Annotated in this window: 14 protein-coding genes; 3 read left to right on the forward strand and 11 right to left on the reverse strand. The window is 74.8% G+C overall.

The annotated features are described in order from the left end of the window. Positions 1–242: 242 nt before the first annotated feature. From ABZ564_RS26290 to ABZ564_RS26300, 3 genes are all read right to left on the reverse strand, one after another. Positions 243–887, reverse strand: coding sequence for an HNH endonuclease family protein (locus ABZ564_RS26290; RefSeq protein ID WP_360861130.1), 645 nt, complete (start codon positions 885–887; stop codon positions 243–245). A 399-nt stretch (positions 888–1,286) separates the two neighbouring features. Then, positions 1,287–1,949: an HAD-IA family hydrolase gene (locus ABZ564_RS26295; RefSeq protein WP_360861131.1), complete on the reverse strand. Its 663-nt coding sequence runs from the start codon at positions 1,947–1,949 to the stop codon at positions 1,287–1,289. Positions 1,950–2,281: 332 nt separating this feature from the next. Then, positions 2,282–3,358 carry a peptidoglycan-binding domain-containing protein gene (locus tag ABZ564_RS26300; protein ID WP_360861133.1) on the reverse strand — a complete coding sequence of 359 codons (1,077 nt, stop codon included), beginning with the start codon at positions 3,356–3,358 and terminating at the stop codon, positions 2,282–2,284. Positions 3,359–3,496: 138 nt separating this feature from the next. On the opposite strand from ABZ564_RS26300, the gene ABZ564_RS26305 reads away from it, so the two are divergent. After that, positions 3,497–5,560, forward strand: coding sequence for an MDR family MFS transporter (locus ABZ564_RS26305; protein WP_360861135.1), 2,064 nt, complete (start codon positions 3,497–3,499; stop codon positions 5,558–5,560). Positions 5,561–5,568: 8 nt separating this feature from the next. On the opposite strand, the gene ABZ564_RS26310 is transcribed toward ABZ564_RS26305, so the two are convergent. Further along, entirely contained in the window at positions 5,569–6,054 is a 486-nt protein-coding gene (locus ABZ564_RS26310; protein ID WP_360861137.1) for a GNAT family N-acetyltransferase, read from the reverse strand. Positions 6,055–6,082: 28 nt separating this feature from the next. On the opposite strand from ABZ564_RS26310, the gene ABZ564_RS26315 reads away from it, so the two are divergent. Continuing rightward, on the forward strand, positions 6,083–7,210 hold the full coding sequence (locus ABZ564_RS26315) for a serpin family protein (RefSeq protein ID WP_360861139.1): 1,128 nt from the start codon (positions 6,083–6,085) through the stop codon (positions 7,208–7,210). Between the two features lie 23 nt (positions 7,211–7,233). On the opposite strand, the gene ABZ564_RS26320 is transcribed toward ABZ564_RS26315, so the two are convergent. Then, the gene (locus ABZ564_RS26320; RefSeq protein WP_360861155.1) at positions 7,234–8,322 is read right to left on the reverse strand and encodes a DUF2330 domain-containing protein; all 1,089 of its coding nucleotides are present in this window, start codon (positions 8,320–8,322) and stop codon (positions 7,234–7,236) included. Between the two features lie 366 nt (positions 8,323–8,688). On the opposite strand from ABZ564_RS26320, the gene ABZ564_RS26325 reads away from it, so the two are divergent. Further along, positions 8,689–10,659 (forward strand): bifunctional glycosyltransferase 87/phosphatase PAP2 family protein, encoded by a 1,971-nt coding sequence (locus tag ABZ564_RS26325; protein WP_360861157.1) that lies wholly within the window; start codon positions 8,689–8,691, stop codon positions 10,657–10,659. A gap of 206 nt (positions 10,660–10,865) precedes the next feature. Here the strand turns inward: ABZ564_RS26325 and ABZ564_RS26330 are convergent, their stop codons facing one another. From ABZ564_RS26330 to ABZ564_RS26355, 6 genes are all read right to left on the reverse strand, one after another. Beyond that, positions 10,866–11,303: a transglycosylase SLT domain-containing protein gene (locus tag ABZ564_RS26330; protein WP_360861141.1), complete on the reverse strand. Its 438-nt coding sequence runs from the start codon at positions 11,301–11,303 to the stop codon at positions 10,866–10,868. A 302-nt stretch (positions 11,304–11,605) separates the two neighbouring features. Beyond that, on the reverse strand, positions 11,606–12,433 hold the full coding sequence (locus ABZ564_RS26335; RefSeq protein WP_360861143.1) for an ECF transporter S component: 828 nt from the start codon (positions 12,431–12,433) through the stop codon (positions 11,606–11,608). Further along, the gene (locus ABZ564_RS26340; RefSeq protein ID WP_360861145.1) at positions 12,430–14,166 is read right to left on the reverse strand and encodes an ATP-binding cassette domain-containing protein; all 1,737 of its coding nucleotides are present in this window, start codon (positions 14,164–14,166) and stop codon (positions 12,430–12,432) included. Before ABZ564_RS26340 ends, ABZ564_RS26335 begins: the two co-directional genes overlap by 4 nt. Continuing rightward, entirely contained in the window at positions 14,163–15,323 is a 1,161-nt protein-coding gene (locus ABZ564_RS26345) for an energy-coupling factor transporter transmembrane protein EcfT (protein WP_360861147.1), read from the reverse strand. Before ABZ564_RS26345 ends, ABZ564_RS26340 begins: the two co-directional genes overlap by 4 nt. After that, positions 15,320–16,042: an SCO2322 family protein gene (locus tag ABZ564_RS26350; protein WP_360861149.1), complete on the reverse strand. Its 723-nt coding sequence runs from the start codon at positions 16,040–16,042 to the stop codon at positions 15,320–15,322. The genes ABZ564_RS26345 and ABZ564_RS26350 overlap by 4 nt, the downstream gene beginning before the upstream one ends. Positions 16,043–16,170: 128 nt before the next feature. After that, entirely contained in the window at positions 16,171–17,430 is a 1,260-nt protein-coding gene (locus ABZ564_RS26355; protein ID WP_360861151.1) for a prenyltransferase/squalene oxidase repeat-containing protein, read from the reverse strand. Between the last annotated feature and the right edge of the window lie 460 nt (positions 17,431–17,890).

The following is a 17,890-nucleotide window of genomic DNA, read 5'->3' on the forward strand; positions in this document are numbered from 1 at the left end:
GCGCTTGACGCTCCGACCACGGCGGCCCCCGCTTTCACTGGAGTCCCGCCGGAGTTCCGGGCCCCTCGCGCCCCGTTGGCGGACTGCCGGCCCGCCGGCCGGGCGGTGCGGCGTCCGATCGGTTGTCATGGGCATCCGCAGTAGGCCGAAAACACGTCGGTGGCCCCGCCCGGCCGGCCCGCCGTGCGGGCATCGGCCGGTGGGGCCGACGGGATGGGGGGTGTTGTGCGGCGTATCTCGGTTCAGCAGCCGCTGAGCGCGGACTGCAGGGCCGACTTCTCGGCCGAGTCGACGGACAGGTTGTAGTAGTGCTTCACGTGCACCCAGGCGCGCACGTAGGTGCACTTGTACGCGGCGCGCGACGGGAGCCAGGACGCCGGATCCTGGTCGCCCTTGGCCTGGTTGACGTTGTCCGTGACCGCGATCAGCTGCGGGCGGGTCAAGTCGTTGGCGAACGACTGCCGTTGGGCGGTGGTCCAGCTTGAGGCGCCCGAGCGCCAGGCCTCGGCGAGCGGGACCATGTGGTCGATGTCCAGGTCGGACGCGGCGGTCCAGGTGGCGCCGTCGTACTGCGAGTACCAACTGCCGCCGGTCGCCGCGCAGCTGGAGTCCTGCGAGACGTTCGTGCCGTCCCGCTTCAGGACGACCTCGCGGGTGTTGCAGGCTCCCGACTGGGTGATCCAGTGCGGGAACTTGTCCCTGCTGTACCCGCTGGACGACCCCTCCGCCTTCACGGTCAGCTCGCTCAGATAGGCGCGGGCGGTGGACCCGGAGACCGGGGTGGGCATGGCGGCCTGGGCGCTCGGGGCGTTGAGCAGGGCGGTGGTGACGGCGAGGGCTGCGGAAGCGGCGAGGCCGGCTATGCGACGCGCGTAGACACCTGACATGCGAACTCCCTTGGTGTGGGGGGATGCGGACGGACTGTCATGAACGGCCCGGCCATCGTGGCGGCGCAGGGTTTCCGTGGGGTGGGCGCCAGGTAACAGAGTGGCGACATGGGCACGTCACATCAAGGGGTCCGGCACAGGGGTTCGTGGTACGGGGGGCGTACGGGCCCGTGCGCGCGGGCGCGGTGAAACCGGGGCGGTGCGGGGTGGCGGGGCGCCGGCGTTCACGGCCTGCGCGTAAGCGCATGCGTACGGCCCCCGCCCGGGGTGGGCGGGGGCCGTACGGAGGTTCGTGGCGCTGGTGTGCGACGGGGGCCGGGGCTCGGGGGCACGTGTCCGGCGGGGTGGGGGCGGCACCGGTGGGCGTGCTCGGCCGGGCGGGGCCGCCCCGGCGCGGGGCTACCGCGCGTCGAAGTGCAGCGTGATCGTGCCGTCCGCCGCCGCCTCGACGCGCAGCTGCGTCAGGTCGGCCACGTGGACGTCCGGGGCGTGGGCCCCCGCGCGCGGGCCGACGCCCACGACGCGCATGCCGGCCGCCCGGCCCGCCGCGATGCCCGCCTCGGAGTCCTCGAAGACCACGCAGTCCGCCGGGGCGAAGCCCAGCGCGGCCGCGCCCTTGAGGAAGCCCTCCGGGTCCGGCTTGCTGGCGCCGACGCTCTCGGCGGTGACGCGGTGTTCGGGCATCCGCAGTCCGGCCGCGTTCATCCGGGCCGTCGCGAGCGCCAGGTCCGCCGAGGTGACCAGGGCGTGCGGAAGGGCGGCGATGGAGTCCATGAAGGCGGGGGCCCCGCCGATCGGGACGACGCCGTCGGTGTCGGCGGTCTCCTCGGCGAGCATCACCCGGTTGTCCGCGTGGTTCTGCTCCATCGGGCGGTCCGGGAGCAGGACCGCCATCGTGGCGTAGCCCTGCCGGCCGTGGACCACCTTCAGGGCCTCTTCCGGGTCCAGTCCGTGCCGGAGTGCCCAGCGCCGCCAGCAGCGCTCCACGACGGCGTCGGAGTTCACCAGGGTGCCGTCCATGTCGAGCAGGAGTGCGTGGGCGGTGAGGGCGGTGGCCGGCATGGGCGGGCTCCAGGGCGGGGGAGGCGAACGCCGCGGGGGCGAGCGACGCGGGACATCAAGCGGCCCCCGCCCGCCGGTCAGGGTGTGCGCGCGGGGGCCACTTTGTTTCTTCACGATACAAAAACGAGGTCGCGAATGCGAATCCCTGTCCGGGAGGGCTGCGCGAAGGACCCGGCCCGGGGAGCTCGCGGCCCACGGCGTCGGGCCTGCCGGCGCGGGTGCCTCGTTCCGGCCTGTGCGGGCGCGCCCGCGGGCGGTGCGCCGCCAGCGCCTCGCGCAGGGGCTGGGCGTTCCCTGTGCGGGCACGCCCGCGGGCGATGCCGCGGCGCCGGTCAGTGGCGGCCGTTCCCCGTCGTCACCGCCTCCAGACGGCTCCGGGTGTTCGGGCCGTAGACCCCCTCCGGGTCGCCCTCGATGTTCCACCAGGTCTGGAGGTCGCTCACCGCCTGCTCCGTGCGGCCCGAGTAGTCGGAGTTGACGGGGCCGTTGTACACCCAGACCTCACGGAGCCGGTTCTGCAGCTCCGCCACCTCCGGCCCGTGGTCGCCGGGCCGCAGGGTCGCCGCGTCGTCCGGCGACGCGGCGGGCGGGGCCGCGCCCTGCGCCGGGCTGCTGCTCCCCGCCGTGGCCGCCGGGGGCGAGGGGGTGCCCGCCCCGGACGCCGAGGCGGTGGCCGTGGCGGAGCGGGAAGCGGTGGCGGAGGCCGAAGCGGACGCCGAGGCGGAGGCGGTGGCCGAGGGGGCCGCGGACGAGGAGGGGGAGGCCGGGCGGGAGGGGAGCGCGGAGGCGGAGGACGTCGTGGACGGCGAGGGCTCGCCGCTCTCCTCCGGGAGGCTGGCCACCGTGGAGGGCAGGGCGTGGTCCAGATCGGCCTTCCCGTCGTCGTCCCCGTCGAACAGCCCGCCGATGAAGGCCGCCGCGCCCACCACCGTGACCACGGCCGCCCCCGCGAGCACGGCGGCGAAGGGCTTGCGGCGGCGCGGCGGCACCGGCTCCGGGCCGGTGAGCAGGAGTGCGGTGCCGGACGGGTCGGCCGGGCCACCGGCCTCCGGTGCGGGGCCCGCCGGGTCCAGGAACAGCGGCATCGTCGTGGCCCCGTCGCCCTCGGTGCCGTAGAGGTGCGGGGCGCCCGGCGGGGGAGCCGCGGGCGCCGCCGCCGCGGTGTCGCCGCCCAGGGTCACGTACGGACGGATGCGCAGCGGGTCGAAGTCCTCCGCCGCGGCCATCTCCGCGAACCGGCCGGCATGGTGCTCATCCGCGACGCGCTGCTGTTCCGCGGCCCGCTCCGGGTCGGTGACGTGCCCCGGCCCGCCGGTGGCTCCGTACGCCGGGCGGCTCGCGCAGGCGCAGTCCGGCCCCGTGCCCGGTCTGCTCTCCGTACCGCACTCCGGGCATATATGTCCGGCCATGGTGGGTCCCCTCCCCTTGAACTGCCTGCGATTATGCAGCCCGTCGCCGAGAAGCCCAATCGGACGGCCCCCCGGCAGGCCATAACGGTGCATAACAGACAGGATGGGTGTGTAGCGGATCATCCAAGGAGATGTTTCATGGCCCAGCAGGCGAGCCCCACGGCCCCGGCCCCCGGCACCGAGCGCTCCACGCGGTCGGTGCTGGTGGCGATCGGCGCACTGCTTCTCGGCATGCTGCTGGCCTCACTCGACCAGACCATCGTCTCCACCGCGCTCCCCACCATCGTCAGCGACCTCGGCGGGCTCGAACACCTCTCGTGGGTGGTCACGGCCTATCTGCTGGCCTCGACCGCCGCGACCCCGCTCTGGGGGAAGCTCGGCGACCAGTACGGACGCAAGAAGCTGTTCCAGATGGCGATCGTCATCTTCCTGATCGGCTCCGCGCTCTGCGGCATCGCCCAGAACATGCCCCAGCTGATCGGCTTCCGCGCCCTCCAGGGGCTCGGCGGCGGCGGCCTGATGGTGCTGTCCATGGCGATCGTCGGTGACATCGTCCCGCCGCGCGAACGCGGCAAGTACCAGGGTCTCTTCGGCGCCGTGTTCGGCACGACGAGCGTCCTCGGCCCGCTGCTCGGCGGCTTCTTCACCCAGCACCTCAGCTGGCGCTGGGTCTTCTACATCAACCTGCCCATCGGGATCGTCGCCCTCGTCGTGATCGCCGCCGTGCTGCACATCCCGGTCCGCCGGACGAAGCACACCATCGACTACCTCGGCACCTTCCTCATCGCCTCGGTCGCCACCTGCCTGGTCCTCGTCGCCTCCCTCGGCGGCACCACCTGGCCCTGGGGCTCGGGGAAGATCATCGGCCTCGCGGTGCTCGCCGTCCTGCTCCTGATCGCCTTCGTGTTCGTGGAGCGGCGCGCCACCGAGCCCGTGCTCCCGCTGAAGCTGTTCCGGATCAGGACCTTCAGCCTCGTCGCCGTGATCAGTTTCGTCATCGGCTTCGCGATGTTCGGCGCGATGACCTACCTGCCGACCTTCCTCCAGGTGGTGCACGGCATCACGCCGACGATGTCCGGCGTCCACATGCTGCCCATGGTGTTCGGGCTGCTCCTCACCTCCACCGCCTCCGGGCAGATCGTCAGCCGGACGGGCCGCTGGAAGGTGTTCCCGATCGTCGGCACCGGCATCACCGCCATCGGCCTGCTGCTCCTGCACCGGCTGACGGTGTCCACCGGCACCTGGGAGATGAGCGTCTACTTCTTCGTCTTCGGCGCGGGCCTCGGCCTCGTGATGCAGGTCCTCGTCCTGGTCGTGCAGAACGCCGTCTCGTACAAGGACCTCGGTGTGGCGACCTCCGGGGCGACGTTCTTCCGGTCCATCGGTGCCTCGTTCGGCGTAGCGATCTTCGGCACCCTCTTCACCAACCGGCTCACCGACGAACTCGGTGCGGCGCTCGCCGGCCGGTCGCTGCCGCCCGGTGTCGACGCGGAGAGCCTGGCCGCCGACCCGCGCGCCATCGGCCAGTTGCCGGCCGCCCTGCGCGGGCCGGTGCTCCAGGCGTACTCGACGTCGATCACCGACGTCTTCCTGTACGCGGCACCCGTCGTCCTGGTCGCCTTCGTCTTCGCCTGGCTGCTCAAGGAGGACAAGCTGCGCGGATCGGTGACGGCACCCGATGCGAGCGAGACCCTGGCGTCCAACCCGGTCGAGCGGTCCTCGTACGACGAGTGCGCGCGGGCCCTGTCCGTGCTGGCCACCCGGGAGGGCCGCCGCGAGGTCTACGTCAAGATCACGGAGAGGGCGGGTCTCGACCTGCTGCCCGCCGCCAGCTGGATGCTGCTGCGCATCAAGCGCCACGGCACCGTGGAGCCCGCCCGGCTCGCCGAGGTGGCCCCCGTACCGCTGCGGGTGATCAACGACGCGGCCCGGCAGCTGGAGGGGCGCGGGCTCGTCCGGCGGGTGGGGTTGCAGATGATGCTCACCGAGCCGGGCGCGGAGGCGGTGGTGAAGCTCGCCCAGGCCCGCGAGGACTCACTCGCCGAGCTCCTCGGTGACTGGTGGGGGCCCGACCGGCCGACCGACCTGGTCGCCCTGGTCTCCGAGCTGACGGCGGAGACGAGCGGGTCGAGCAAGGAGCGCCCGCACAGCCCCGAACCCAAGCGCGACCACGCGGCGGGCCGCCCGCGCCGGGGGGAGTAGCGCAGCCCTTACGCCGCCCGCAGCTCCTTGGCGAACCAGTGGTCGGCGTAAGGGCTGCGGCCGAACGCCGGAACCTCCTGGTAGCCGTGCTTCGCGTACAGGCCGCGGGCCTCGACCAGGTCGTGGCGGGTGTCGAGCCGCAGCCGGGCGAGCCCCCACGCCCGTGCCCGGTCCTCCAGCGCCGCGAGCAGCAGCCCGCCGCCGCCCGTGCCCCGGAACTCCGGGCGGACGTAGACCCGGGTCAGTTCCGCGGTGTCCGCCTCCACGAGGACCAGGCCCGCGCAGGCCGCCGCCCTGGCCCCGTAGCGGCCGACGACGAAGTCACCGGTCGGCGCGGTGAGCCGGTCGGCGCCGTCCTCGGTGAGCCCTTCGTCGATCTCCTCGGCCGTCGCCGGACGGCCCCAGTAGCGGCTGGCGACCTCGTCGTAGTAGTCCCGCCGGAGCAGGGCGGCGTCGGCGGAGTCGAAGGGTTCGGGGGTCACGGTCCAGGTCATTGGGCCATTCTTGCTATCGCACACGTGTATGGACCAGCGATTTCGAGGGGGCGGCGCGGTGGCGCAGGAGAGCGGGGCCCACGTGGTCCAGCGGCTCGGCGAGCGGTGGATCGGGGAGCTGGCCGGGCCGGGCGGTGACTTCGTCTGCTCGCCCGCCGGGCTGTGGCTGGCCCTGACCGCGCTCGCGGCGGGGGCGCGCGGCGGTACCGCCGACGAGCTGCGGGCCGTGCTCGGGGTGGCCGGGCAGGAGGCGGCCGGGGCGGTGACGGCCACGGCCCGGGAGCTGGCGGCCGCCGACGGGCTCGGCGTCGCGACGCGGGTGTGCACCCGTACGCCGGTGCGCCGGAAGGTCCGGAAGGCGCTGCCGGACGTCCTCTTCGGGCCCATGGCCCCCGAGAAGGCCGACGCATGGGTCCGGGAGACGACCGGCGGGCTCGTCGAACGGCTGCCGGTGGTGGTCGACGACGCCATGCTGCTGGTGCTCGTCAACGCGCTCGCGCTCAAGGCGGACTGGGCGATCCCCTTCGAACGGGAGGCGACCGGGGACCGGCCCTTCACCGACGCGGCCGGCGTCACCCGCCAGGTGCCGACCATGTACGGCACGCCCCCGCCGTGGGACGTCTGGATGAGCGGGGGAACGTTCGTCCTCGATCTGCGCTGCGGAAGGCGCCGGGGCGGGCCGCCTCCGGTGAAGGTGCGGCTGGTGCTGGGCCGGCCGGGCGAGGGGGCGGCCGATGTGCTCCCGGCGGCCTGGGCACCGAAAGCGGCGCGGACCGCCCTCGGCGCGGACGCCCTGACCATCGCGGTCCCGCGCTTCACCCTCCGTACGCACATCCGGGCCGCCGGCCAGCTGTCGACGCTCGGGATCCGCCTCGCCACGACGCCCGCCGCCGACTTCTCCGGACTCTCACCCACCCCGCTCATGCTCTCCGAGGCGGTGCAGGAGGCCGTGCTGAAGGTGAACGAGGAAGGTGTGGCGGCGGCCGCCGTGACGGTTCTGCCCGCCCCGGCCGGCGCGGAGCCGGGACCGCTCCCGCGCCGCCTGCACCTCGCCTTCGACCGGCCCTTCGGCATCGTCGTCCTGGACCCGGGCGAGGAGGTCCCGCTCTTCGCCGGCTGGCAGGCGGACCACCCGGTCGACGAGCAGGAGCACTGACCCGTGAGGCCGGGGACGCGGCCTCACCGCAGCGGCGGCGGCGTGAAGACCGGCGGCGGGGGCGGCACCGGGCGCCGCCGCCGGCCCCGTACCACCAGCAGCAGAGCCACGACCACCGCCGCCGCGCCGCCGAGCAGCGTCAGCAGCCAGGCCGGCATACCGCCCCAGGTCAGCAGCGTGTCCCGGTGGACCACCCTCCGGTAGGGGGTGTCCTCGGCGGTCGCCCGCAGCTCGTGGTCGCCGTCGATCCGCTCCGGCGACGGGAAGTACTGGTCGATCGCCGTCACGAAGACCGGCCTGCCGCCCGTGACCGCCGCCAGCGCCTCGTACGGCTCCTTCGCGGGGTCCACACGGCCCGCGTACGCGACCTTCGGGGGCCGCCCGCCGATCGCGCCGCGCGGTTCCATGCGGTGCTCGGCCAGCACGTACAGGTCGAGGGACTGCGGGGTCGCGGCCAGCTCGGACAGGCGCATCGGATAGACCAGCCGGTCACTGGCGAACCGCAGCCGCAGCGGGTCGAGCGTCCCGTTCAGCGTGCCCCCCCGCTTCTCCGGCGCGAGGCGCACCGCCACGTACTCCCACTTCTGCTCGACGTACGGGGTCAGGGCCGTGGCGAGGCGGTCCGGCAGCTCGAAGCCGTTCTCCTCCAGCCAGCCCTCCAGCGCCTTCGGGTCGGTCGCCGCCAGCCGTGCCACGTCGAACGGCCCGAGCCGCTCCCGGCCGACCACCTCGACCGGTGCGGCCGCCGCGGGGGCCGCCGCGCCGTCGGCGGACGAGGTGCCGGAACCGCCGAACGGCCAGTCCTCCTCGCGCGGCCAGAAGTAGTGCCGCTCCTCGTGGACCGGCGCGGTGATCGCCCTGAGCTCGGAGAACAGCGCCGCGTCACCGAGCTCGACCGTGGCGCGGTGCGGCACCGGCATGATCCAGGCCGCGTCGGGCGCGTTCCCCCGGACACTCAGCTGCATCACGATCTGCTCGGTGCTGCCGTCCCAGCCGACCGCCGACGTCTCCCGGTCGACCGCCACCCGGCTGTTCCGGTCCACCACCATCGCCCCGCAGCCGCAGGCGTACGCCGGGGCGATCAGCGACCCCAGCTGCAACGACACCAGCATCAGGGCCAGGGAGAGCGCACGGGCCGCCCAGCCGCGCACCCCCTTCCCCGTTCCGCTTTCTCCCCGCGCGCGCCGCATCTTCCGTCCTCCCCGTCGTTGCTGATCACGGGCTCAGACGTGCGCGGGCCCACACCGGTTCCGGCCGCCCCGGTCCACCCGGCCGGGCGGTCTTCCGGCCGAAGCGGGATGACAGCCGGGCGAAGAGCGGGTTGATTGGGTCTGCCTCATGGCGCAATGCGAAGGTTCACACATGCCGGACAACTGACCGGCGACAGACCTTGGGAGGGTCGGCGCAGCGTGGCGAACGCGGAACACGGTGGGAGTGGAAGCGCGACGGCGGGAGCGGGAACCGGGGCGGCACGGGCGGTGCTCTGGCTGGTCGTGGCCGCGCTGGCCGTCCGGCAGATGACGGTGGTGCTGCGGCAGCCACCGGGCGAACGGCTCACCGACCTGGAGACCTGGATCGGTGAGAACGGTGTGCTCCACGTGACCGGCTCGCTGTACGACACCGACCGGTTCACCGGCACCCCCTTCGCCGGGCTCGTCCTCAAGCCGCTGACCCGTACCGCCGAACAGAGCCTCGGCGTCGCCTGGACCTTCGGCTCGCTCCTGCTCGTCGCCGCCCTCGGCGTGGTCGCGGCCCGCGCCCTGCCCGGCCCGGTCGGCCGGCGCACGGCCCTGCTCGCCGCCCCCGTCGCGATCAGCCTGCTCATGCTCTCGCTGCCGGTGCGCAACGCCCTCCACCTGGGCCAGGTCAGCATCCTGCCCGTCCTCCTGGTCCTCGTCAGCCTCTTCGCCGTCCGCGGGGAACGCAAGGCCGGGGTCCTCATCGGGGTGGCCGCAGCCCTCCAGCCGACCGTGCTCCTGTTCGCCCTCCTGCTGTGGCTCACCGGCAGACGCCGCTCCGCGCTCACCGCCGCCGCCGCGTTCGCCGCCTGCACGGCCCTGGCGTGGGCCGCGATGCCGCACGACTCGTGGACGTACTGGGTGCACCACGTCGCCGGGGCCGGTCTCGGCGACCAGGCGGACAGCCTCGCCAACCAGTCCCTGCACGGGGCGCTGCTGCGCCTCGGCCTCGCCGGACCGCTGGAGATCGCGCTGTTCCTGGTGCTGGCCGCCGCCGTCTGCGTCATCGGCCTGCGCCGCGCCGTGCGGTACGCGCGCGACGGGCAGCTCCTGCTCGCCGTGGCCGTGACCGGCTGCGTCGCCGTCGCCGTCTCACCGACCGCCTGGCAGCACCAGCTGCTGTGGGTGCTGCTCGCCGTGGTCGGCCGGGCGGGCAGGCGCGCCTCGGACCGGATGGTGTGGCCGGCCGTCGTGGTCCTGGTGACCACCCTCCCGGGCACGATGCTGCTGCCGAACATCGGGGCGGTGTTCCCGGTACGCGACAACGTGCTGCTGATCGCCGCACTCGGGACCGCCTGCGCCGCCCCGTTCCTGCCGCGCACCTCCCCGTACTGGCAGCGGCCCGTGCCCACCGCGTACGCGCGGCCCGTCCCGGCCCGCTGGAGCAGGGTGCCGCTGCTTCCGTTCTGGCGGCGGGTGTTCAGCCGGCCCAACCTGCTGCTCGAACTCCTGCTGATCCGGGTCGTCTACTCCGCGTACGCGCACGTCAGACTGGCCGCCACCGCGGGGCGGGACACCGCCGAGCGGCACGGGCGGCAGATCCACTCGGTCGAACGGTGGCTGCACATCGACATCGAGCACCGGGTCAACCACGCGGTCGCGGGCATCGGCGGGCTGCGGGACTTCTTCGACTACTACTACTCGACGTTCCACTTCCTCGTCCCGCTGGCCATCCTCGCCGTGCTGTACGTACGCCGCCCCGCCGACTACCGCTGGGCGCGCTCCACCCTCGGCCTCGCCACGCTGCTGGCACTGGCCGGCTTCTGGCTCTACCCGCTGGCCCCGCCGAGGCTGATGCCCGGGCTCGGCTTCATCGACACCGTCCACGGGGTCCAGGACTTCGCCGAGCCGGACTACGGGGCGCTGACGGCGATGACCAACCAGTACGCGGCGATGCCCTCGCTGCACTTCGGCTGGTCCCTGTGGTGCGGGGTGGTCATCGTGCTGCTCGCCCCGAAGGCGTGGATGAAGGCGCTCGGGGTGCTGCATCCGCTGTTCACGGTCTTCGCGATCGTCGCGACCGCCAACCACTGGGTGCTGGACGCGGTGGGCGGGGCGGTGGTCGTCGCACTCGGGTTCCTGATCGCCCACGTGCTCGCCGGCCCGCGCCGGCTGCGCGGGGCGCCCAGGGCTCCGGACGACGGGAGCCGGGAGCCGGAGAGGGCCGCGGTCCGGGTGGCGGACGGCGAGGCGGTGGCGGGCAGGCCGTAGCTCGTACGCGACCGAAGGGGTGCGAGGACGTGAAAACGTCCTCGCACCCCTTCGGTCTGTGGATCGTCGCCCCTCCAGCATCCGCCCGCCCCCCGCCTCCCGCCACTCGAACGGCTCAGGGCGACACGGGGGACGAACCGGCCGGGTACGCCGAAGCCCCGGCCGCGGTGCGGTCGGGGCTTCGGCGGTCACCGGGCCGGGCCGGCTCAGTACCAGTTGTGGGCCTGCCAGAAGTCCCAGGCGCCACAGGGGCTGCCGTAGCGGGAGTCCATGTAGTCCAGGCCCCACTTGATCTGCGTGGTGGGGTTGGTCTGCCAGTCGGAGCCGGCGGACGCCATCTTCGAACCGGGCAGCGCCTGGACCAGGCCGTAGGCGCCGGAGGAGGCGTTGGTCGCGCTCGGGTTCCAGCCGCTCTCGTGGCTGACGATGTTGCTGAAGCACTGGAACTGGGCGTCGTCACCGATCATCTGCCTCGCCGTGTCCTGGGCACTGCCGGCGGACGTCGGTGCGGCGGACGGGGCCGCCATGGCCGGGGAGACACCCAGGCCGACGCCGGTGGCTCCCAGCAGCACGGTGGCGCCGGCGACGGCGGCCTTGCGACGGGCGGTGCGGGGCGCGGAGATGAGGTTACGGGCGAACGACACAGGGAACCTAACGGTGGGGAACAGGGCAGTCGCGGGCTCGGTCCGAATCCTGCGTGGACCGGCGCTCGTTGACCGCGGTCCTGGTGGGGACCCCGCGGTGGTCGGCGACGAGATCCAGTCTTAGGGGCGCCGTTCGGCCGTGGCAACGACCCCCGGTACGACCCCGCCTCGCACCCCGGACCGAAGGTCCCGAGCCGCCCCGGAACGCGTCACGGCAGGTCGCCGGGGCCGTGGCGGGCCCTGCGGGCCGGGTGCGCGGCTCCTACCCCGCTTCGTACAGGACCATGGTCCTGTGGGTGCCCTCACTCGCCCCGGCCACCGAATGTGACCTGGGCCTCGAAGGAAGCGCGCCGGGTGGCCCGCCGCAGCGCCTTCAGCAGCGGCGCCCCCACCGTCAGCGTCAGGACGACCGTGAGCACGGCCCGGCCCAGGTCCCAGCCGAGCGACGTCGTGGCGCAGTACGCGAGGAAGCGCACCAGGTTCTCGCCCAGCGGGTCACCGGCCCGGAAGGAGATGCCCGAGGCGAGGCCGGGCACGATCGTCCACCCGTACAGATTCATGACCGTGCCGTACGCGAACGACGCGGCGGCCCCGTACGCCGCGAGCATCAGCAGCTCCCCGCGCCCGCGCAGCCGGTCCGGCCCCGGCAGCAGGCCCGCGCCCATCGCGAACCAGCTCATCGACAGCATCTGGAACGGCATCCACGGACCCACCCCGCCGGTCAGCAGGGCGGAGGCGAACATCGTCACCGAACCCAGCACGAAGCCGAAGCCCGGCCCCAGGACCCGTCCGCTCAGCACCATCAGGAAGAACATCGGCTCCAGGCCCGCCGTGCCCGCCCCCAGCGGGCGCAGCGCCGCCCCGACCGCGGCCAGCACCCCCAGCATCGCCACCGCCTTCGCGTCGAGCCCGGCGTCCGCGATCATCGCGACCACCACCCCGACCAGCAGCGGCAGCAGCGCGGCGAACAGCCACGGCGCGTCCTGCGCGTGCGCGAGCCCCGAGTCCCGGTCCGCGAGCAGCGGCCACCCGAAGGCGGCCACCCCGATGGCGCTGATCAGCACCAGCGCCACGATCGCCCGCGGGCCCAGCCGGACCGGGCCGCCGCCGCGCCTCCGCACGCCGCTCACGCGCCACCCCCCAGGGCCGCGCGCACCTGGGAGACGGTGAGCCATTCCTGCGGGGCGAGGATCTTGGAGGTCTGCGGGGCGAACGCGGGCGAGGACACCACGACCTCGGCGGTCGGCCCGTCCGCGACGACCTCCCCGTCGGCGAGGATCACCACCCGGTGCGCCAGCTCGGCGGCCAGCTCCACGTCATGGGTGGCGAGCACGATGGCGTGGCCCTCGGCGGCAAGGGCGCGCAGCACCCCGACCAGCCGGGCCTTCGCCGCGTAGTCCAGGCCCCGGGTCGGCTCGTCCAGGAGCAGCAGCGGCGGCCGGGCGGTGAGCACGAGGGCGAGCGCCAGCGCGAGGCGCTGCCCCTCGGACAGATCGCGGGGGTGCGTGTCGTCCGCCACCCCGGGCAGCAGCTCGGAGACCAGCGCCCGGCAGCTGCCCGGCTCGGCCCCGGCGTCGGCGTCGGCCGCCGCGCACTCGGCGGCGACCGTGTCCGCGTACAGCAGATCGCGCGGTTCCTGCGGTACGAGCCCCACACGGCGCACCATCTCGCGCGGCGGGGTGCGGTGCGGGGCCCGGCCACCGGTCAGGACGGTGCCCGAGGTGGGCTCGACCATGCCGACGAGGGCGCCCAGCAGCGTGGACTTGCCCGCGCCGTTGCGCCCCATCAGGGCCAGGGTCTCGCCGGCGCCGACGGTGAGAGACACCCGGCGCAGCGCCTCGACCCGGCCGCGCCGCACCCCCAGCCGCTCGACCCGGGCGGCCGCGGTCCCCTCGGGGACGGACTCCGGGACGGGGGCCTCCTGGGGGGCGCGGCCGAACAGCCGGGCGAGGGCGCCCCGGCGTGGGGCGGGGCGGGGCGGGGGGAGGGGGGTGTCCGGGGCGCTGGACCGGGGTGTGCCGCTTCCGCCCACCGGCCCCGGCGCCATGTCCGCCAGCCGGTCGCGCAGAGCGCCGGCGCGACGCCGGGCGTCCCGGACCGAGAGCGGCAGCGGGTCCCAGTCCGCGAGCCGCCCGAGCGCGACGACCGGCGGGTGCACCGGCGACACCGCCATGACGTCGGCGGGCGTCCCCATCACCGGGGCGGCGCCCGGCGACGGGAGCAGGACGACCTGGTCCGCGTACTGCACGACGCGCTCCAGCCGGTGCTCCGCCATCAGGACCGTGGTGCCCAGGTCGTGGACGAGCCGCTGGAGGACCGCGAGGACCTCCTCGGCCGCGGCCGGGTCCAGCGCGGACGTCGGCTCGTCGAGGACCAGGACCCGGGGGTGCGGGGTGAGGACCGAGCCGATCGCGACCCGCTGCTGCTGACCGCCGGACAGGGTGGCGATCGGGCGGTCACGCAGCCCGGCCAGGCCCAGCAGGTCGAGGGTCTCCTCGACCCGCCGCCGCATCACGGCCGGAGCCAGGCCCAGCGACTCCATGCCGTAGGCCAGCTCGTCCTCGACCGTGTCGGTCACGAAGTGGGCGAGGGGGTCCTGGCCCACCGTGCCGACCAGGTCCGCGAGCTCCCGGGGCTTGTGCGTACGGGTGTCGCGGCCGTCCACGGTGACCCGCCCGGTCAGCCGGCCGCCCGTGAAGTGCGGCACCAGACCCGAGACGGCACCCAGCAGCGTCGACTTGCCGACCCCGGAAGGGCCGACGAGCAGCACCAGCTCACCCTCCGGGACCGTCAGGTCGACCCCCGTCAGGGTGGGGCGCCCGGCCCCCTCGTACCGCACCGAAACATCGTCGAACCGGATCACACGTGCTCCTGGGAACCTGTGGGGGAGGGCGGGACGGGCGCGACCACCGCCGGAAGCAGCCCGAGCAGCACGGCGGCGGCCGGCCACAGCGGCAGCACGGGAGCGGTCAGCGGTACGACCCCGGGGTGCAGCGCCGCCGGATCGGCGCTCTGGGCCCAGATCATCGCCGCCGCGACCGCCGCACCGGACCCGGCGACCAGCCAGGCCCGCACCCCCCACCGGTCGGGCCGGTAGCGGGTCCGCACCGAACGCGCCCCGCCGAGCCGCAGCCCCGCCAGCGCGGCGGCGAGACCGGCGGCGAGCAGCGGCACCCCGTAGCCGGCGCCCTCCGCGGCCAGCAGTCCGTACGTACCGGCGCACACGCCGAGCAGCCCGCCGAGCGTGAGGACGTTCGTGGTGTGCCGGACGGCGGCCGGGACCCGGGCGGTGCGGCCGTAGCCGCGCGCGTCCATCGAGGCCGCCACCGCGACCGACCGTTCGAGGGCGCCCTCCAGGACCGGCAGTCCGATCTGGAGTACGGCCCGTACCCCGCCGGTCGGCCGGCCGCGCAGCCGGCGGGCGGTGCGCAGCCGCAGCACGTCGGCGACCATGTTCGGCGCGAACGTCATCGCCACGACGACGGCGACCCCGGCCTCGTACAGCGCGCCGGGCAGCGACTTCAGGAGCCGGGCCGGGTTCGCGAGGGAGTTCGCCGCGCCGACGCAGATCAGCAGGGCCGCCAGCTTCGCCCCGTCGTACAGCGCGAACAGCAGCTGCTCGGCGGTGACCCGGCCGCCGATCCGGACGCCCTTCGCCCAGTCGGGCAGCGGCATCTCGGGCAGCGTGAACAGGGTGTGCGTGCCGGGGACCGGGGAGCCGAGGAAGACGGAGAACAGCAGCCGGACCGCGATCACGAACAGGCCGATCCGGATGAACATCCCGTACGAGCGGGCCCACGGCGCGTCCGTGCGGCGGGCGGCCACCACGTAACCCGCGACCCCGACCAGCAGGCCGAGGAGCAGCGGGTTGGTGGTCCGGGACGCGGCGGTGGCCAGGCCCAGCGCCCACAGCCACCAGGCCCCGGCCGGCAGCGCGTTGCTCCGGGTGGCGGCGGGGGCGCGCCAGGCGGGGAGCCGGTCCGTCCCGGTGTCCGTACGGCCGGCCGTCGGGCCGGTCATCCGCGGCGGCGGCGGGCCTGCGCGACGGCGGCGATGCCGAGGAGCAGCACGGCGCCGATCCCGACGAGGACGCCGGCCGACGGACCGCCGTCGTCGCCGTGGCCGCCGGTGGAGGCTGCGGAGGCGGCCGGGGTGGGCGTCTTGCCGCCGTCGTCCGTGCCGCTGTCGCTGTCGCCGTTGCCGGAGACCTGCTCGCCGCAGCCGGTGGCCGGGTAGCCGGAGATCGCGCAGAGCATCGCGCTCGCGTCGTAGCGCAGCGGCTTGGCGACCGCCGCCAGGGCCTCCGCGCTGCTCGCGTCCTTCGCGACCCGCGCGCAGGCGGTGCGCGGCGGGGGCGGGGTCTCCCCGTCCGGCGCGTCGGCCGCGGTGCCCGGGTCGATGACGACCGCGACGCGCTTGCTGCCGTCCTTCGCCGGGGTGTCCGCGCAGACCTCTGCGAAGTCGGGGGCGCGGCGCGGCTCGGAGGCGTCCTGCGAGTCGGCGCTCACCGAGAACCGGAAGCCCTGCACCGAGCCGTCCTCGGGCCGGACGAGCGAGGGCCCTTGCGTGGCGTACGACCAGCCGCTCGCCGTGCCCTCCCAGAACGACCAGTAGCGGTAGCCCGCCGCCTGCGCCGTGCCCGCGCCGAGCACGGCCAGGACGGCACCGGCGACCAGGAGCGCGGCGGCCCGTGCGACGCGGCGGTGGGGCTGCCGGGTGGCCTCGGACCGGGCGGCCACGCCCCGGCACGCACGCTTCCGGTGTTGTCGTCGGTCAGCGACGCTCCGCGTCGACTCCCTCCTCCGCCTTGGAATCGCACGCACCGGACCGCGTCCGCTCGTCCGGCCCGAGGCCACCCGGCAGCCCCTCACAGCTGGTTCTTGCGGCGGCCGCTGATCAGGAAACCGGCGCCCGCGCCGACCGCGAGGCCGATGCCGACGAACCACCAGACGCCGCCGATGCCGTCGCCGTCGCCGCTGTCCTTCTTCTCCTCGTCCTCCGTGGCCGTGGGCTCCGGCTTCTTCACGGCGGCCGGCTCGGGGCCGGTCGCGTTCAGCTGGGAGACGAGGTCGGCGCCGCCGAAGTCGTGCACGTCCGCGCCGGTCGCGTGGGCGGCCAGGATCAGCTGGGCGTAGGCGGCGGGGCCGCTCTGCTGCGCCCAGGCGGCGGAGTTCTTCTTCAGCCAGGCGACCGAGCCGGCCGCCTTGTCCTTGTGGCCGGCGGCGGACAGGGCGACGACCGCGTCGGCGGTGTTGCCGAAGTCGGGCTGCGGCTCGCTGTCCTCGGCGCCGGGCATCGGGGCCGCGTCGAGGTGGCCGCTCTTCGCGAGGGCGGTGGCGAGGTAGGAGGCGCCGTTCTGCGCGGCCTGCTCCGGTGCGAGCGGGGAGCCCTTGTGGCAGGAGGGGTCCTTCACGGCCGCGTTGTCCGAGACGACCAGGCCCTTGCCGAGTGCGCCGAGGACACCGGCAGCGGTGGCGTCACCGTTGGCGGCGAGCTTGCCGGCCTTGTCGGGCTGGTAGGCGAAGGCGCCGCCGTCCTTGCCGCCGCAGGGGATGGAGAACGCGAGCAGTGCGGTGTAGGGGGTCTTGCCGCCGGGCGTCGTCACGTCGCCCAGCTTCTCGCCGGCCCGGGCGAGGGCGCCGATCACGATGGACGTGGAGTTCGCGTCGCTGGGGCTGCCGGCGGTGTAGCCCCAGCCGCCGTCCTCGTTCTGGACGGACTTGAGCCAGCTGACCGCGTTCGCGAGGGCGTCCTGGTGACCGCCGACCGCGCGCAGGGCCTGGGCGGCGGCGGCCGTGGCATTGGTGTCGACCATGGTCTTGTCGGTGCAGGGCGCGGAGGCGTCCGGGCGGTACGCGGGGAACGCGCCGCTGTCGCACTGCTGGCCGGTCAGCCAGTCGACGGCCTTGGTGGCCGGGGTCACGCCCACGGCCTGCTGCGCGAGGAACGCGAGCGACTGCCGCCACACCCCGTCGTAGGTCGGGTCGCCGGTGCCGTAGAGCCCGGAGGGCAGTGCGGCCGAGGGGGAGGGGGACGGAGACGGCGCGGCGACGGCGGCCGGGGCGGCGGCCGCGCAGAGCGCGGCGGCGGTGACGGCGAGCGCGGCGGCGCTGCGGCGTACGGTCATGGCGGGTGGTGCCTCTCCTGGGGAACCGGACACCGGCACACACAGGCACCAGGCTCCGGCTCCGTTTACCTCGACGGGGCCGGCCGCCGGGGTTCCGGCGGCGTGAGCCGGTCACGACGCGGACAGGGCATTCCGACTTCCGCCTCGCGGCGGTTCACGGATGGGGTCTCCCCTGCTCGAGCGGAGTCGAGAGCTTGGGGAAGGGTCAGTGCCGGATTCGCACCGGCTTCCCCCTGAACGGGCATGATGACGACTCGCACAGTCTAGCGGGCGGGGGCGCGGGGCCGTGGGGGTGCGCCTGCGGGCGGCCCTGTTCCCCTGCCCCCTTCCCGAAACCGGGCCTCCGCCCCGGGCCCCGCGCCTCAAACGCCGGCGGGGCTCGGTTTCGGGGCGCCGCCCGGGGGGGCGCCGGGGGCGGGGCGCAGCGCCTCGACTCCCTCGTGCATGGCGCGCAGGGGCG

Origin of the sequence: Streptomyces sp. NPDC019224, from assembly GCF_040632605.1 — a bacterium.
In the GTDB taxonomy this organism is placed as follows: Bacteria; Actinomycetota; Actinomycetes; order Streptomycetales; family Streptomycetaceae; genus Streptomyces.

Bases quoted from the DNA above. Each gene is read 5' to 3' on its own strand.
- ABZ564_RS26290 (WP_360861130.1), bottom strand. From the start codon at position 887: ATGTCAGGTGTCTACGCGCGTCGCATAGCCGGCCTCGCCGCTTCCGCA.
- ABZ564_RS26295 (WP_360861131.1), bottom strand. From the start codon at position 1,949: ATGCCGGCCACCGCCCTCACCGCCCACGCACTCCTGCTCGACATGGAC.
- ABZ564_RS26300 (WP_360861133.1), bottom strand. From the start codon at position 3,358: ATGGCCGGACATATATGCCCGGAGTGCGGTACGGAGAGCAGACCGGGC.
- ABZ564_RS26305 (WP_360861135.1), top strand. From the start codon at position 3,497: ATGGCCCAGCAGGCGAGCCCCACGGCCCCGGCCCCCGGCACCGAGCGC.
- ABZ564_RS26310 (WP_360861137.1), bottom strand. From the start codon at position 6,054: ATGACCTGGACCGTGACCCCCGAACCCTTCGACTCCGCCGACGCCGCC.
- ABZ564_RS26315 (WP_360861139.1), top strand. From the start codon at position 6,083: ATGGACCAGCGATTTCGAGGGGGCGGCGCGGTGGCGCAGGAGAGCGGG.
- ABZ564_RS26320 (WP_360861155.1), bottom strand. From the start codon at position 8,322: ATGCTGGTGTCGTTGCAGCTGGGGTCGCTGATCGCCCCGGCGTACGCC.
- ABZ564_RS26345 (WP_360861147.1), bottom strand. From the start codon at position 15,323: ATGACCGGCCCGACGGCCGGCCGTACGGACACCGGGACGGACCGGCTC.
- ABZ564_RS26355 (WP_360861151.1), bottom strand. From the start codon at position 17,430: ATGACCGTACGCCGCAGCGCCGCCGCGCTCGCCGTCACCGCCGCCGCG.